The sequence below is a fragment of the Virgibacillus proomii genome, assembly GCF_018916875.1.
Lineage (GTDB): Bacteria > Bacillota > Bacilli > Bacillales > Amphibacillaceae > Virgibacillus > Virgibacillus proomii_B.
Genome location: NZ_JAHLNO010000019.1, coordinates 365184 through 382066 on the forward strand (window position 1 = coordinate 365184; position 16883 = coordinate 382066).

The window sequence follows — 16883 nt, forward strand, 5'->3', positions numbered from 1 at the left end:
TTGACATCTAAAAAAATGTTGTGTTGTATGTAAACGTAATCAAAAGTGCCTACTTCAATAAAAAATTCATAAAGGAATATTTTTGTTTTGTGTTCAATTACTAACTCACTGAAGGTTAGGCTATTTAAATAGCAATCAAATTTTACTATTAATTGAAAGAATCCGATACAGGACCATCACAAATACTGTTGGCTTATTCTCATATTATGATGAGGAAATTGATGTATTATGAGATTGGGAAGAATTCGACATTTGCGACTGATTTTGTTCCTTTTGAACGGGCACTAATTTATCCCGTATGTAAGGTGCCGTAAGACTCCCACTTCAAGAGCCTAAGTTGGTACAAAATGTTCTAAGCGGGAGGAAACGGCACCTAAATGCCCGATTCGTTCAAAGGCCTTTAGGTCATACCCTTGTGATACTAACATTCAGTAGGAGATGGAAGAAAACTCCTACTGAATGAAGTTTCACTTTATTCTGATGATTTTCGAACAAAGTATTGGAACAACTGGAATGGTTAAAAAATCAGTTTCCGGAAAAATACAAATTGATAGTTATCAGCAATCATTACAACAGTCTAGGAAAATGTTTTCGCAACGCTGGTCGATTTTTTTCTGGTGATTTTGTATTCTATTGGGGTAATGGTAGGAACGATTAATACTTTAGTAAAGCGTATTTACTTCAAGAGAAAAAGAATTTTGCAGTCTTAAGAGCGGTTTTTTTAGATGTAAAAGGAATCGTGAATGTCATGATGACACAGGTTTTTTTACATCTGTTTTGTGGAATTGTATTTGGTGTCATATCAGGTTTCTTGTTGACGAATTTACTAAATTTTATTGATCCAGGAACTGGGGTTACCTTTGATATTCTATTTGTATTAAGTATAATTGAACTTATGCTTCTGATTAGGTTGTGGAGTTTTTATTCCGATTGTAAAAAAAGGAAGTAGAAATGTTGTTTTAGAGTTAATTAAAGATCACTGATGGGGGCGTATTCTTTCTTTTATGATATGACGATTTTAGAGTCTCTTATTTGCTTACTTAAAAGTGGCAAGAAGAGATTTTCCTTTGCACTATAGGAAAGTATAAAATTTTTATGGTTTATAGTATAAGAAAAACTATGGCTTTCGCTAAAGACTTGGCGACAAGCCAAGTTTTTCTAATAATCTTAAATGTTAGTTGAGGTGTATTTTACCTGACTAACATACCTTGAGATAAGAGAAGCTTTCACGGAATAAGGTTTTACTTTATCCCTCCTCTTGAATAAAACTTATTGAAAAAAACGTAAATTGTCAGTAGTTTGTCATACATGATGGGAAATGTTTTTGTTACACTATGTAGGAACTTGATAGGGGGGAGGTCTATATGCGTGAAGATCAATTGTGGGAAGAGGCTAACGCTTTTTTACGTATGTATTATCAAGAACTTAATTTATCATCAGACCAATTAGCAAATAGACTGGCAGTGATAAAACAGCAAATTGCTGCGACGGGAATATATGAACATACCTATGAGGAATTAAGCTACGGGGCTAAAGTTGCCTGGCGCAATTCCAACCGATGTATTGGACGACTATTTTGGAATCGGTTGGAAGTGATTGATGCAAGAGAAGTACAAACAAGTCAAGATGTGTTTCACTATTTGTATGAGCATATTAAGAATGCTGGAAATAAGGGTAAAATAAAACCGTTAATTACAATTTTTCCTCCTGAACGTCCCCATAGTCAGCAGCCTGTTAAGATATGGAACCATCAACTTTTACGTTATGCTGGCTACGAAACGGAGAACAGCATTATTGGAGACCCTGCCTCGTTAGAGTTTACCAAAGAATGTCAGAGGCTCGGCTGGCAAGGAGAAGGAACGCCGCACGATTTATTACCATTAGTTATTCAAATGAATAATGAGCCGCCTCAATGGCGGAAGCTACCTAAAGATATAGTGATTGAAGTAAACATTCGACACCCTGAGGCAGATATTTTTGCTGGACGATTGGTGAAATGGTATGGTGTTCCGATCATTTCTGATATGCGATTGGAAATTGGCGGGATAAACTATATAGCAGCCCCATTCAATGGCTGGTATATGGGAACCGAAATTGGAGCAAGGAATTTAGCTGATAAAGATCGCTATAATTTACTGCCTATCGTTGCCAAACAGTTAGGTTTAAATACAGAGCATGCTAGTACGTTGTGGAAAGACACTTCTCTTGTTGAATTGAATATAGCTGTACTTGATTCGTTTAAACGGGCTGGGGTTTCGATGGTTGATCATCATACAGCAGCGAAGCAATTTCAAGTATTTGAAGAAACAGAACAAAAACAAGGAAGAGAAGTTACCGGGAAATGGTCCTGGTTAATTCCTCCACTTTCACCAGCCGCAACCCATGTTTTTCATAAACCCTATAACAATATAGCGAAGAAGCCAAATTATTTTTACCAGCCACCACATTGGAAATAATTTTTACATCTTTGTCATTTTATAATCTTAGATAATGTTTCATCGCGAAAAACATGTTATAATCATACGTGCTGCAAAAAATGCTGTGAGGAGATAGAGGCTTTGAACATGTTTAGGGTTAAGAAGTCATTAAACAATAATGTACTAATTGCTTTAGATGACCAAGAAAAAGAAGTCGTTTTAATCGGTAATGGGATTGGATTTCATTATAAAAAGAAAGATATGGTTGACGCACAGAAAGTTGAAAAAATGTTTGTATTACGTGATCAACAGGAGCAAAAACAATATAAGCAGTTAATCCCAAATGTGGATGAAGCTTTATTACATTCCATTATTAGTGCTATCGATTTGATTAGAAAACGATCTGACGTTATGCTTAATGAATCTGTACATGTTGCACTGACGGATCATATTCTGTTTGCAGTTAATCGTGTGATGAAAGGATTAGAAATTAAAAATCCCTTTCTTGCTGAAACAAAAACGCTCTATCCATGTGAATATGAAATTGCCTCGGAAATTGTTGATTTTATGAATCAACGTTTAGATGTTCATTTGCCAGAAGGAGAAATAGGATTTATTGCCTTGCATGTACATAGTGCAATTTCCAACAAGAAGCTCTCTGATATTAATAAATATTCACAGCTCGTCACTCAATTTGTTAAGATTATAGAAGAACAATTAAAAATCAAAGTCGATAAAGACGGGGTGGAGTATATTCGTTTAGTTCGACACATCCGGTATACAATTGAGCGTGTATTAAAGGGAGAAACTGTAAATGAGCCGGTAAAAATAGCTTCTCTATTGAAAAAAGAATATCCAACATGTTATAATCTGGCGTGGAAGTTAATTAAAATAATGCAACAAACATTAAAAAAACCGATATATGAAGCAGAAGCAGTGTATTTAACGATGCATTTGCAGCGTCTATATCAAAAATATGAATCATAATTTATTTTTCCGTGTTACTGATCCGATCAGGCATGAGTGGAAAGATTATGAAATAAGTACAAGTAGGACAACCCAAAAATCCTACTGCTTATTTCTGTTTTCTACTCATGCCTTTTTTGTATTTCGGAAGCTTGCAATTTAGCGCTTCGGTTTAGCAATATAGCAAGATCCCTATGTATTGAAAGAAACCATGCTGAATGAAGTGTCACGTTATGGTTTTTAAGTGTGTTTGTTGGTAAAAGGAGGAAACGGAATGTTTAAAAAGGCTTTTGGTGTTTTACAGAAGATTGGTAAAGCGTTTATGCTTCCTGTGGCATTATTACCTGCAGCCGGTTTACTGTTAGGTTTGGGAAATGCAGCACAACAGGAGACAACATTGGAGTATTTGCCGTTTTTAGAAGCTGATTGGATTCAGCTAGTGGCAAAAGTAATGGAAGATGCTGGAGGTATTATTTTTAGTAATCTGGCATTAATTTTTGCGATTGGAATAGCCATCGGTTTAGCTAGCGACGGTGCAGCTGGTTTAGCAGCATTGGTTGGTTACTTAGTATTAAATCAAGTAATGGGATCCTGGATAAATGTTACACCAGAAATGATTAAGGCAGATCCGGGATTTGCTTCCGTGTTAGGGATCCCCACTTTGCAAACAGGCGTTTTTGGTGGTATCATTGTTGGTTTAATTGCAGCATATTGTTATAATCGTTATCATGACATGGAGATGCCTACATTTCTTGGTTTCTTTGCAGGAAAACGGTTCGTACCAATCGTTACAGCGGCTTTTTCATTTATTGCTGGAATGATACTGTTATTTATTTGGCCGCCTGTGCAGGATGCGATGAACAGTGCTTCTTACTGGTTGATTCAAGAAGGAACCTATATTGCTGTTTTCTTTTTCGGTTTTATTAAACGATTACTTATTCCGTTTGGATTACATCATATTTTTTATGCTCCATTTTGGTATGAGTTTGGCTCTTATACAACAGAGGCAGGCAATATTGTTCGCGGAGATATGACGATTTTCTTTGCACAGTTAAAAGATAATGTAGAAATTACAGCTGGTAATTTTTTGGCTGGTGAATTTCCAATTATGATGTTTGGTTTACCGGCTGCAGCATTAGCAATGTATCATGCAGCTCGTCCTGAGAAAAAGAAAGTAGTAGCTGGCTTATTAGGTTCTGCAGCATTAACATCATTTTTAACTGGAATTACAGAGCCGCTTGAATTTTCCTTTATGTTTGTCTCACCTTTGTTATTCTTCTTGCATGCTGTTTTAGATGGATTAGCATTTGTATTAATGACAATGTTTAGCGTGAATGTGGGGTATACTTTTTCTGGTGGAGCCATTGATTTTGTCTTGTTTGGAATTTTGCCGGGTAAAGAACCATGGTGGATCACTATTATTCTAGGCTTAGCTTTTGCTGCTATTTACTATGTGATTTTCCGCTTTTTTATCAAGAAATTCAATTTGATGACCCCGGGACGTGAGCAAGATAATGAAGAAAATGAAGAAAAGGCAGCTCAGACTGGAGATATTGCATACAATGTTCTAGAAGCTATGGGCGGCGCAAAGAATATCGCTCATCTTGACGCCTGTATCACCCGTTTACGTGTATCTGTCCATTCCATTAAAGATGTGGACAAAGAAGAGTTGAAAAAGCTTGGCGCTTCTGGAGTGCTTAAAGTAGGGGATAATATTCAAGCGATTTTTGGCCCTCGTTCAGAAACGATTAAAGGCCAGATTCAAGACATTATAGCAGGAAAAACACCACGAAAAGTTGAAGCAGACCAACAGGAAAAAGTACAACAGCAAATGGAAGAAGTGAATTCGGAACCTTTACAAAATGATGAAGTAGGGGATCGGATTGTTTCTCCTATGACTGGTGAACTGCTTCCGATTACTGAGGTTCCTGACCAAGTATTCTCTGGAAAAATGATGGGCGACGGTTTTGCAATCAAGCCGGATGAAGATCTTATCGTATCACCTGTAAACGGGAAAGTGGTAAACGTATTTCCTACAAAACATGCCATTGGGCTTGAATCAGATGGTGGAAAAGAAATTTTGATTCATGTAGGAATTGATACGGTAAACTTAAAAGGTGAAGGTTTTGAAACATTAATCGAAGAAGGAGATCAAGTTAAAGCTGGACAGCCTCTATTGAAAGCTGATTTAGATTTTATTCAACGTAAAGGTATGCCAATAATCACACCAATTGTATTTACAAATTTAAAAGAAGGGCAACAAGTAAGCATCGAAAAAAGTAGAAAAGTAGTACGAGCAGAAAAAGATATCATTAAGTTATAAGAACCAAAGCTCGAAGCGCTCGTTTAGCACAGACAAGTGGCGGGAGATAGCTAACAAAAAAAGCCGATTAGGAATAACTTCTAATCGGTTTTTTATCACTATAGGAAAGTATAAAATTTTAGGGTATATAGTATAAGAAAAACTACAGCTTTCGCCATAAAGACTTGGCGACAAGCCAAGTTTTTCTAAAGTATATTGGATATTTAAACTCACATGTTAGAGGTCTAAATGAAAGTAGATGGACTCTCTGTTAAAAGAGCAAAATGCTTCGAGTAAATAAGTATAAGCAATTCTGTCCTACTATGATAAAAATAGATTTCTTAAAGGAATATTGTTGAAGAAATAGAAATGAATAGATACTAAATGACATGCTATCTTAATACACTATACTAAGGACTATAAAAAGGAGGACAGGTAGCATGAACACCATTAAGTTAGTAGTAATTGGCGGGGGTTCACCATATACTCCACAATTAATAGAAGAAATTATTCAACAATACGAAGTACTGCCGGTTGCAGAAATCTGGTTAGTAGATATTTTAGAAGGACGAAAAAGATTATCCATTGTTACGAATTTATCTAAGCGAATGGTGGCGCGTGCAGGCTATCCAATTAAAATTATAGATACGTTAGATCGGCGTCAAGCAATTAAAGATGCTGCGTATATTATTACGCAAATTCGCGTTGGAGGATTAAGCATGCGACAAAGGGATGAGTCGATCTGCTTAAAACATGGCGTCATTGCACAAGAAACAACAGGAGCAGCAGGATTTATGAACGCATTACGAACAATTCCGGTCATGCTTGATATATGTGAGGATATAGAAGAATTAGCTCCTGATGCCTGGTTGCTAAATATTACTAACCCTTGTGGAATTATAACAGAAGCCATTTATAAAAACACAAACATCAAAGTAGTCGGCTTAAGTGAAACACCAACCAGTTTTTATCAAATGTTTTCCAAAATGTACCAAGTATCTAAAAAGGATGTAAATATTAGCTTTGTAGGGACAAATCATTTACTTTGGGTGACGGAGCTATTCATTAAAGGAAAATCAAAGCTTACAGATATGATGCTTAATGATTCAACAATCAGTGAGGTCAACGACAAAAGTAACTCTTTAGGATTAGATCCATTTTTCTTACAGACTTATGGAGCAATACCTTGTAACTATCATCCATATTATTTAGAGACAGAAAAGATTTTAACGAAGCAAATAGAAGCTTACAAAGAGGGAAACCTTCCATCGGATGGAAGAACAAGAGAGGAGACAACGCTTTTTTCTATCTATGAAAGAAAATCTACAATAGAATTGCCAAAGGGTTTAGAAGATCGAGAGGGTGCTGCCTGTGCAGAAGCAGCGATCAATGTGATAAAGTCAATTCACTATGATCAAAAACAAGTTCATGCAGTAAGTGCTTGTAATAATGGAGCAATACCTTGGTTACCTGATGATGCATGTATTCAAGTAAACAGTGTTGTGGAACAATATCGGATTTCGCCTTTAAATTCCGAAATAATCCTTCCACATATCCGCGGATTTTTACAACTTATCAAAGCCTTTGAGGAGCTAACAGTAGAAGCTGCAGTAACTAGAAATATGGGCATTTGTCTACAAGCATTAGCACTTCATCCATTGGTACCTGCAGAAAAAGCACATGCGTTAATTCAGGATTTATTTATGGAAAATGAAGCTTATTTTCATCCGGTTTTTTATTAAGAACCAACCTTTTTTAGATTTGAAAAGCTACTTAAGTGGTAAAAATTAGAACTACTTAAGCAGCTTTTTTCTTATAAAGTATATGACCGATGCAGAAGACGGTCTAATTCTAACAGTTATTCGCTACGTCATAGGCATGAAAAACGTATCTACTCCCACTTATCGACCTTGTGATCTGATTGAAGTGGGAGATTCCTAAGTAAAGGTTTCTATCAAATCCTAATTGATTAAGCTATCCCCGTCATTCCAACGGTTAAAAGTCTTATAGCTTCATTTTTAAGATTTTGTCCTGCGTTAATATCACGATCGTGATGTGTGCCATAAGAAGGGCAGTCCTACTCACGAAGGTTTAGACGTCTTTATTTTGGTATCCACAATATGAACATAGTTGAGAACTAGCAAAAGTTTTAGATACAGCAACTACTTCTTTGCCATACCATTTTGCTTTGTAATCAAGCATCGTTCTGAATTGTGATCACGATACTTCACTGATTGCTTTTAACTTATTATTCTTTAGCATGTTAGATACTTGCAAATCTTCAATACCAATGATGTCGTGGTTTTTGATAATGTAGGTAGAGATTTTTTGCAAATAGTCTGTTCTTGCATTGGTAATACGTTCGTGGATTCTAGCAACCTTGATACGTTGTTTATTCCAATTTCGGAAAACGATATATTTCTTTACCTGTTTTTTCACTCGTTGTATAGTGTTCGGATGTGGGTGACCATAGCTATTGTTTTTATCGGCACTATAAATAGCTACAGATGGCTTAACAGTCTTTAAAAATTCGACTGCGCTTGATGTGTTTGAACCATGATGACCAAGCTGTAAAATATCTGCTTTGAGATTATTATTTAATTCAATCATGGTTAACTCTTCTGTTTGGCCAGCATCTCCAGTAAATAAAAAGCTAGCCTTGTTTTCATGTAAAGTACTCCTTGAACTTAGTGCATAGACTGTATAAAAAAGGAAAAACAGCCCTTGACATGAGCTGTTGAATGATAAGTTTATTCCAAAGAAGGAAAATAGTTTTTTCACAAGAGTTAATATTTTTATATTACTATTCCATTAACATTCTGTAGGAATAACAGGAAATTTTACGAGTTTGATTTATCCCGCATGTAAGGTGCCGTAAGACTCCCACTTCAAGACCTGAGTTGATACAAAAGGGTCTAAGTGGGAGAAAACGGCACCTAAATGCCCGATTCGTTCAAAAGGCCTTTAGATCATACCCTTGTGGTACTAACATTCAGTAGGAGATGGAAGAAAACTCCTACTGAATGAAGTTTCACTTTATAAGTTGCCGATCGATAAATACTTTGTTTCTAAATAAGGTTCAATTCCTTCTAGCCCACCTTCACGACCAAGACCACTTTCTTTCATACCTCCAAACGGTGCATGAGCTGCAGATGGGCCGCCATCATTCCACCCGATAATTCCATACTCCAAATGTTCATGAAGATATATACCAGTTCGATAATCATTCGTAAAGAAATATGCGGCAAGACCATATGGTGAATTATTTGCTAATTTAACAGCTTCATCAAGCTCTTTAAATACCGTAATTGGAGCAACTGGACCAAAAGTCTCTTCGTGCATAATATCCATATCTTCGTTTACGTTATTTAGTATGGTTGGATGTACAAAATAATAGTCTTTTTCTTCATCCGTATCAAACTGATCACCTAATAAAACGTCAGCACCTTTTTTCTTTGCATCCGTAATTTGGTCAACAATTTTTTCATAGCTGCTTTTATTAATGATTGGACCAATATCTACTCCTTTATCCAGTCCATTTCCGATTTTAAGCTGTTTTGCAAATTGAACAAACTTTTCAGCGAATTCATCAACAATATCTTCATGGACAATCACACGGTTTGCACAAACACAGGTTTGACCGGCGTTACGAAATTTGGTAGTAACGGTCTCTTTAGCGGCAAGCTCCACATCAGCGTCCTTGGCGACAATTAAAGGAGCATGTCCACCGAGCTCCATTGTTACATGTTTAACAGTATTGGCACTATTTTTTATTAATTGTTTTCCAACTGAAGTAGAACCGGTAAACGTTATTTTTCGCACATATTTGCTGTCTGTAAACAAATCGCCAATTTCTTTTCCTGAGCCTGTAACATATTGAATGGCGTCTTTCGGTATTCCAGCTTCATGTGCCAATTCAATCATACGAATTCCTGTTAGTGGAGTTTCAGATGCTGGTTTTACAATAAATGTACAACCTGCAGCAAGTGCCGGTGCGGCCTTTCTCGTCATCATAGCTGCCGGAAAATTCCATGGTGTAATGGCAGCAACTAATCCAACGGGCTGCTTACTAATAATAATTCGCTTTGTTTCCGTATTGGCAGGGATCATCCGGCCATAAATTCGCTTTGCCTCTTCTGCATACCAGTCAATATAACTTGCTGCGTATTCTACTTCTCCGTATGATTCTTTTAATGGTTTTCCGTTTTCCATTGTCATCATTTTAGCAAGTTCAGCTTTATTTTCCCTCACCTTTACAGCCCAATTATTTAGCAACTCGGACCGCTTATGAGCATTTGTTTTAGCCCACTTTGGAAAATAATCAAAACCTTTACGTAAAGCTGTTTCGACTTCCTCCTGACTAAACTTCTTAATTTCTTTAATTACTTCTCCAGTAGCTGGATTTTTAACTGTTATCGTGTTTGCCATGATAAAACTCCCTTCTCTAATAAATTTTTTATTTATAGTATATTCCCTTTTTTAGTATAAAGGAAAACATTGAATTAAACTAATCATTGTGAAAATTAATTCCTGGTCTAAAACACTATTAGAACCTTAAAAATAATTATAGAATGTGATCTAAAATCACAAGAAAACCCCTAAGTAGGCGCTAACGACGCCTCAATACCTTATTTATTAAAAGCCTTTAGTTCATATCCTTACGCTACTAACAATCAGTAAGGATGAAAGAAAACCCAACTGATTTGAAAGTTTCACTAAGTGTTAAGTAAATACCAATTTACGCCCTTTTTGAGATTGCAAAACAAGCATTGCGGTTCTTTCTTAAGATGAATGCACAAAAAGAAAGGCCTTCTTTTAAAAAAGCGGAGAGAGAGCTTGGCGAGTGATAAAGCGCAGAAGATAATCGAGTTGCTCTTATATAGAGTTAAAATGTTATTACCTATGTTGAATAAACTTAACAGCATCCTTTTTGACTAAATTCTTATAAAAACATCAAAAAATAATATTTTCCGTCTTTAGAAGGAAAAAGTATGTGTTTAGTTAAGCAAAGGAGTCTACTAAAATAAAGATAAAGGATCCTACTAAATCTAAATTAAGGAGGGAATTAATGTGAAACATATATTGTTAGCGTGTTCAGCGGGTATGTCAACAAGTCTACTTGTTTCTAAAATGGAAGAGGTAGCAAAGGAAAAAGGCGAACAAGTTAAAATATGGGCTGTGGCACAGGATAAAGTTATCAAAGAAATTGAAAAGGCAGATGTGTTACTAATTGGCCCGCAAATGCGTTTTTTAAAGAAAAAATTGTCTAAAATCGCAGCCGATGCAAATGTAAAGATGGATGTGATTGACCCTGTAGCTTATGGAAGAATCGATGGAGAAGCAGTGCTTAAAAGAGCGCTAGAATTGTTAAAAGAAGTTAACTAATTTAGTGGAGGCAAACGATAATGAATACATTTATGAAGACATTAGAAAATGTGTTGTTGCCAATTGCGGATAAGTTGAATAATAATCGCTATTTAACAGCATTACGTGATGGATTTATGGTTGCTTTACCAATTATTATCTTTGGTTCAATTTTTGTAGTAATCGCAAACCTTCCTTTCCTTGATCGTTTAATGAGTGAAGATACCTTTTTAGCTTATCAAAATGCATTGGGGCCCGCTTCAGCTTCAACTCTAAGTATTATGGGTATGTTTGTCATTGTAGGTATTGGCTATAAAATGACAGAACATTACGGTAATGATGGTATATATGGAGGGGTAGTTGCGTTAACTGCATTTTTAATTCTGACTCCACAGGTTTTGGAAGGCGTAACAGGTGTTATTCCCACTGCAAGTTTAGGAGCACAAGGGATGTTCTTAGGGATTTTTACAGCATTTTTTTCGGCAGAATTATATAACTTTTTTGTAAAAAAGAACTGGATCATTAAAATGCCTGCTGGAGTTCCAAATGCAGTTTCCAAATCATTTAGCGCCTTAATTCCAATTACTTTAACACTAACATTGTTCTTGATTGTTAGAATCTTATTCAGTTATACAGGATTTGAAACAGTGCAAAACTTTATCTATACAATCATTCAGCAACCGTTAACGAAACTTGGCAGTGGATTACCTGCAACAATCTTAGCTGTTTTACTTATTCAGCTATTTTGGTTCTTTGGTTTGCATGGGCAAATAATTATCAACTCTGTATTCGATCCAATTTGGTATACGCTTAATGAGCAAAATTTATCGGCATTTCAAGCGGGATCAGAGCTTCCTAATATTGTAACAAAGCAGTTTATTGATTCATTTCTTGTAGGTATGGGTGGATCAGGAATGACACTTGCTGTAATTATTCTTATTTTTATTATCGGTCGAAGCAGACAAATAAAAGAACTAGGGAAGCTTGGAGCTCCAGCTGGATTGTTTAATGTTAATGAGCCAATTATATTTGGGTTACCAATCATTATGAATCCACTCGTTATTATTCCGTGGCTGCTGGCACCAGTAGTAGTAACCGTTATTACTTATTTTGCAATGGCAACTGGACTTTGTCCTCCTCCGGCAGGGATTATTGTTCCATGGACAACACCGGTTATTTTAAATGGATTTCTAGCTACGGGAAACGCCTGGCAAGGGGGTGTGCTTCAAGCAGTTAACTTATTAGTAGTTATGGCAATATGGTGGCCATTCTTAAAAATTATGGATAAAAGCTACTACGAAAAAGAGAACAAAGGTACAGATAGCTAATGAGAGGTGAAGAAAGTGGATTCAACAACTGAGATTGCATTTCAAATTATCTTATATGCAGGTAATGGTAAGACAAGTATAATGGAAGCTATTCAAGCAGCTAAAGCGGGAAACTTTACTAGAGCTAATCAGCTCGTCGAAAAAGCAGGAGAAGAGATAGGAAAGGCACATAAATACCAAACTTTACTTCTCAAGAAGGAAGCGAATGGTGAGGGAAACATCATCAATGTAATGCTCATACACTCACAGGATCATTTGATGACAACAATGACAATGAGAGATCTAGCTATCGAAATTATTGAAATCTATCGTTATAAATAAGCTTTTATACAGGAGGATATAATCATGAAATATAAGTTTCCTAGTAACTTTTGGTGGGGAAGTGCGACTTCTGCAACACAAATTGAGGGAGCTGCCAGTGAAGAAGGTAAAGATAAAAATATATGGGATTATTGGTTTGAAAAAGAGCCGAATCGCTTTTTTGACCAAGTCGGTCCTGAAAAAACATCAAATTTCTATTATACCTACAAACAAGATATTCAACATATGAAAGAAATTGGACATAATAGTTTTCGTTTATCTATATCATGGTCGCGTCTTTTACCAAATGGTAAAGTTAATCAGAAAGCAGTGGATTTTTATGATCATGTAATTAATGAATTAATTGCTAATGGCATAGAGCCTTTTGTTAATCTATTTCATTTTGATATGCCTTTAAGCATGCAAGAACTAGGCGGTTGGGAAAATAGAATTGTTGTAGAAAAGTATAAAGAATATGCAAACATTTGCTTTCAACTGTTTGGTGATCGTGTGAGAAAATGGTTTACTTTTAATGAACCAATTGTACCGGTTGAGGGCGGTTATTTATATGATTTTCATTATCCTAATATAGTAGATGCTAAGAGAGCTGTACAGGTAGCTTATCATACAATGATTGCACATGCGAAGGCAATTCAGCTATTTCGTCGCTTTAATTTTAAAGATAGTAAGATAGGTATTATTTTAAACTTAACTCCTTCCTATCCTAGAAGTAATAATCCTGCCGATCTTAGAGCATCGAGGATTGCGGATTTATTTTTTAATCGAAGCTTTTTAGATCCAGCAGTTTACGGAGAATATCCATCAGAATTAATTGAAATTTTAACAAAATATGGACAAATGCCAAATACAGAAGTGACAGATAAAGAACTCTTAAAAGCAAATACAATTGATATTTTGGGAATCAATTATTACCAACCACGGCGCGTTAAAGCTAAAGAATATTTACCTAATCCTTATGCTCCTTTTATGCCGGATATGTTTTTTGATCTATATGAGATGCCCGGTAGAAAAATGAACGCGTATCGAGGCTGGGAAATATATGAAAAAGGAATATATGATATTTTAGTAAATCTAAGGGATAATTATGGAAATATTGAATCATTTATTTCAGAAAATGGAATGGGAGTTCAGGATGAAGAACGCTTTATAAAAGATGGAGTAATTCAAGATGATTACCGGATTGACTTTATTCGTGAACATTTGAAATGGGTACATAAAGCAATTGCAGAAGCTTGTAATGTTAAAGGGTATCATTTATGGACGTTCATGGATAATTGGTCATGGCTGAATGCGTATAAAAATCGTTATGGTTTTTACTCTGTCGAATTAAGTACTATGAAACGAACTCCTAAAAAAAGTGCTTATTGGTTCAAAAAAATAGCTGAAAACAATGGTTTCTAATTGATATGGATGAAGTGGTAGAAAGGGAATAAAGTAAATCGTTTATCCCGCATGTAAGGTGCCGTAAGCCTCCCACATTAAGATTCTGAGTTAATACAAAAGGGTCTAAGTGGTAGAAAACGGCACCTAAATGCCCGATTCGTTCAACTAACATTCCGTGTAAAAAGCGTTCTACGGAATGAAGTTTCACTTTATCCCGCATGTAAGGTGCCGTAAGCCTCCCACATTAAGATTCTGAGTTAATACAAAAGGGTCTAAGTGGTAGAAAACGGCACCTAAATGCCCGATTCGTTCAACTAACATTCCGTGTAAAAAGCGTTCTACGGAATGAAGTTTCACTTTATCCCGCATGTAAGGTGCCGTAAGCCTCCCACATTAAGATCCTGAGTTAATACAAAAGGGTCTAAGTGGTAGAAAACGGCACCTAAAAGCCCGATTCGTTCAAGGGCCTTTAGGTCATACCCTTCTAGGTACTAACGTTCAGTAGGAGATGGAAGAAAATCCCTGCTGAATGAAGTTTCACTTTATTCCCTCCATTCAATAAATATGGAGAATAAATGAAAAAGCAGATATAGGTTGTACAGATTTTTTCGTTCAATTTGCTGAATGGTTAATTACGTGTACTCTTTTTCAACAAGTAAAGATTATCATCTGTCCATCAATAAAAACGGTAATAAACAATAGGAAATGTTAAAATAAAAGAGAAAGCAAGAGAATTTGTCAGGAAAAGAGGAAGTTTTCCATTTTTTACGATGAAGTCAATCAAACAAAATGGAAATTTTAATGTCCTGTATAAGTAACCTTTTTAAAATTGAATAATGTCAAGAGGAGAAAAGAAATGCTTACAACAAGGATGCGAGTGATTTTAAAAAAGTTAATGCTTGTTGATTCTCCTTTAACAGGGAGGTTTTTAGCTAATCTAAATAAAGTAACAACAAGAACAATACGAGAAGATATAAAAAAGTTAGATGATTTAGTAAAAAAACATGGTGCAGAGATTGAAACAGTGATTTCGAAAGGTTATAAGTTAACCATTTATAATAGGGAATATTTTCGAGAATTTCTTAAGGATGTTGTAAAGAACGAAAGAAAAAAAGGGCAAATCATTTATCACCTCCCACAAGATCGAGAGGAGTATATTATTCGTAGACTTTCCACTAGTAAAGGCTATGTGAAACTTGAACAATTAGCAGATGAACTTTATGTTAGTAAATCTACAGTTCAAAATGATTTGAAACAAGTAAAAGAAATATTAAAAGAGTATTCTATAACAGTACAGTCTAGACCTAACTATGGGTTGAAATTACAAGGTGAAGAATTAAAATTACGTTTTTGTATGGCAGAATACATTGTTGAGCGTGACAAGAATACCGAGAAACAAACATTCCATTCCATGCTTGTTTCTCGTCATAAAAAAGCATTTACCATCATTCATAACATTATAATTGAACATATTATTTTTCATAATATTAGCATGTCAGATATTTCTATTAATAATTTATTGATTCATATTGTTATTGCTTATGAGAGAATTAAGAATGGCAATTACGTTGTTTTTCCATCAAACGAGTTAAGGCAAATAGTTAATCAATATGAATTTGCAGTGGCAAAAAAAATAGTAGAAGATGTGGAAACACAACTTCACATTCAATTTCCGGATGTCGAAACGGCCTATATCGCCATTCATTTATTAGGCACAAAAATGTTATTTAAACCAAATCATCATGATGTACTAAATGAAAAATTGATAGCATCAGATATTCTTATCATTGTAAAAAAAATGCTTGAAAAAATTGATGATGAGTATCATTTAGGAATAAAGTATGATAAAGAACTCATTATTGCATTAGGATTACATTTAAAGCCTGCTATCAATCGGTATAAGTATGGAATGAATATTAGAAATCCTTTACTTCAAGATATTAAGAAAAAATATCCGTTGGCATTTGAAGCTGCCATTTTAGCTGGACTTGTTATTGAAGAAATGACGGAGTGTAAAATTAATGAAAATGAATTAGGTTATATTGCTCTCCACATTGGAGCAGCAATGGAGCGAAAGAGTTTTAATATTGAACCGAAACGTTGCTTAATAGTGTGTGCTTCAGGTTTTGGAACAGCTCAGTTAATTTACTACAAGATAAAGTCAGAATTTAGAGATAGTCTTCATATTGTCGGGATAACAGAGCTATACCGTATAAAGAAGTATAATTCAAATGATATTGATTTGATAATAAGTTCGGTTCCCATTGAAGCTGAGATTTCTATCCCGGTTGTACAGGTGAATGCAATTATCGGGGATTCTGACATTCAAAAAATAAGTAATTTTGTTAAAGATCAACAATCGATTATGGAATATTTTCAAAAGCAATTTGTATTTTTGCAAAAAAATTTAACGACAAAGACAGAGGTACTTGAGTTTTTATTTCAGCAACTGAAGATATTTGAACTTGTTGATAACGATTACTTAGAATATGTTTATAAAAGAGAAAAAATTGCCTCAACCGTCTACGGTAATCTAGTTGCTATCCCCCATCCAGTAACACCACAGACCGATGAAACTTTTTTAACTGTTTGTACTCTTACAAATGTAATTGATTGGGGAGACAAGCCAGCACAATTTATATGTTTATTAAATGTAAAAAGAAACAGCCAAGAAGATTTACAACCGATGTATGATTTATTAGGAGCTATTGTTAATTCTGAAACAATTGTCCAACAATTACTTAAAGCTAACGATTATGCGTCTTTTATTAAAGTGCTAAATGATTATAATAAATAGTGATT

At 35.2% G+C, this 16883-nt stretch carries 10 protein-coding genes and 2 pseudogenes; 10 read left to right on the top strand and 2 right to left on the bottom strand.

What is annotated here, in order from left to right:
* Nucleotides 1–676: 676 nt before the first annotated feature.
* From KQI21_RS16790 to KQI21_RS09170, 5 genes and pseudogenes are all read left to right on the top strand, one after another.
* A pseudogene (locus tag KQI21_RS16790) lies at nucleotides 677–949 on the top strand (hypothetical protein); the annotation flags it as partial.
* 415 nt (nucleotides 950–1364) lie between these two features.
* The gene (locus tag KQI21_RS09155; protein WP_216483885.1) at nucleotides 1365–2456 is read left to right on the top strand and encodes a nitric oxide synthase oxygenase; all 1092 of its coding nucleotides are present in this window, start codon (nucleotides 1365–1367) and stop codon (nucleotides 2454–2456) included.
* Nucleotides 2457–2558: 102 nt separating this feature from the next.
* The gene (gene glcT / locus KQI21_RS09160) at nucleotides 2559–3404 is read left to right on the top strand and encodes a glucose PTS transporter transcription antiterminator GlcT (RefSeq protein WP_216483886.1); all 846 of its coding nucleotides are present in this window, start codon (nucleotides 2559–2561) and stop codon (nucleotides 3402–3404) included.
* 253 nt (nucleotides 3405–3657) lie between these two features.
* The gene (ptsG, locus tag KQI21_RS09165; RefSeq protein WP_216483887.1) at nucleotides 3658–5706 is read left to right on the top strand and encodes a glucose-specific PTS transporter subunit IIBC; all 2049 of its coding nucleotides are present in this window, start codon (nucleotides 3658–3660) and stop codon (nucleotides 5704–5706) included.
* A gap of 419 nt (nucleotides 5707–6125) precedes the next feature.
* On the top strand, nucleotides 6126–7427 hold the full coding sequence (locus tag KQI21_RS09170; protein WP_216483888.1) for a family 4 glycosyl hydrolase: 1302 nt from the start codon (nucleotides 6126–6128) through the stop codon (nucleotides 7425–7427).
* A gap of 227 nt (nucleotides 7428–7654) precedes the next feature.
* Here the strand turns inward: KQI21_RS09170 and KQI21_RS09175 are convergent.
* A pseudogene (locus tag KQI21_RS09175) lies at nucleotides 7655–8085 on the bottom strand (RNA-guided endonuclease TnpB family protein); the annotation flags it as partial.
* 636 nt (nucleotides 8086–8721) lie between these two features.
* Nucleotides 8722–10113, bottom strand: a complete 1392-nt coding sequence (locus KQI21_RS09180; RefSeq protein WP_216483889.1) for an NAD-dependent succinate-semialdehyde dehydrogenase — start codon at nucleotides 10111–10113, stop codon at nucleotides 8722–8724.
* 642 nt (nucleotides 10114–10755) lie between these two features.
* On the opposite strand from KQI21_RS09180, the gene KQI21_RS09185 reads away from it, so the two are divergent.
* The 5 genes from KQI21_RS09185 (at nucleotide 10756) to KQI21_RS09205 (ending at nucleotide 16878) form a co-directional block, all read left to right on the top strand.
* Nucleotides 10756–11070 carry a PTS sugar transporter subunit IIB gene (locus KQI21_RS09185; protein ID WP_216483890.1) on the top strand — a complete coding sequence of 105 codons (315 nt, stop codon included), beginning with the start codon at nucleotides 10756–10758 and terminating at the stop codon, nucleotides 11068–11070.
* A gap of 20 nt (nucleotides 11071–11090) precedes the next feature.
* Nucleotides 11091–12377 (top strand): PTS cellobiose transporter subunit IIC, encoded by a 1287-nt coding sequence (celB, locus tag KQI21_RS09190; RefSeq protein ID WP_216483891.1) that lies wholly within the window; start codon nucleotides 11091–11093, stop codon nucleotides 12375–12377.
* Between the two features lie 15 nt (nucleotides 12378–12392).
* Nucleotides 12393–12698, top strand: coding sequence for a PTS sugar transporter subunit IIA (locus KQI21_RS09195; RefSeq protein WP_216483892.1), 306 nt, complete (start codon nucleotides 12393–12395; stop codon nucleotides 12696–12698).
* Between the two features lie 24 nt (nucleotides 12699–12722).
* Nucleotides 12723–14099, top strand: a complete 1377-nt coding sequence (gene gmuD / locus KQI21_RS09200; protein ID WP_216483893.1) for a 6-phospho-beta-glucosidase GmuD — start codon at nucleotides 12723–12725, stop codon at nucleotides 14097–14099.
* Nucleotides 14100–14937: 838 nt separating this feature from the next.
* Nucleotides 14938–16878 (top strand): BglG family transcription antiterminator, encoded by a 1941-nt coding sequence (locus KQI21_RS09205; protein WP_216483894.1) that lies wholly within the window; start codon nucleotides 14938–14940, stop codon nucleotides 16876–16878.
* The last annotated feature ends 5 nt before the right edge of the window (nucleotides 16879–16883 follow it).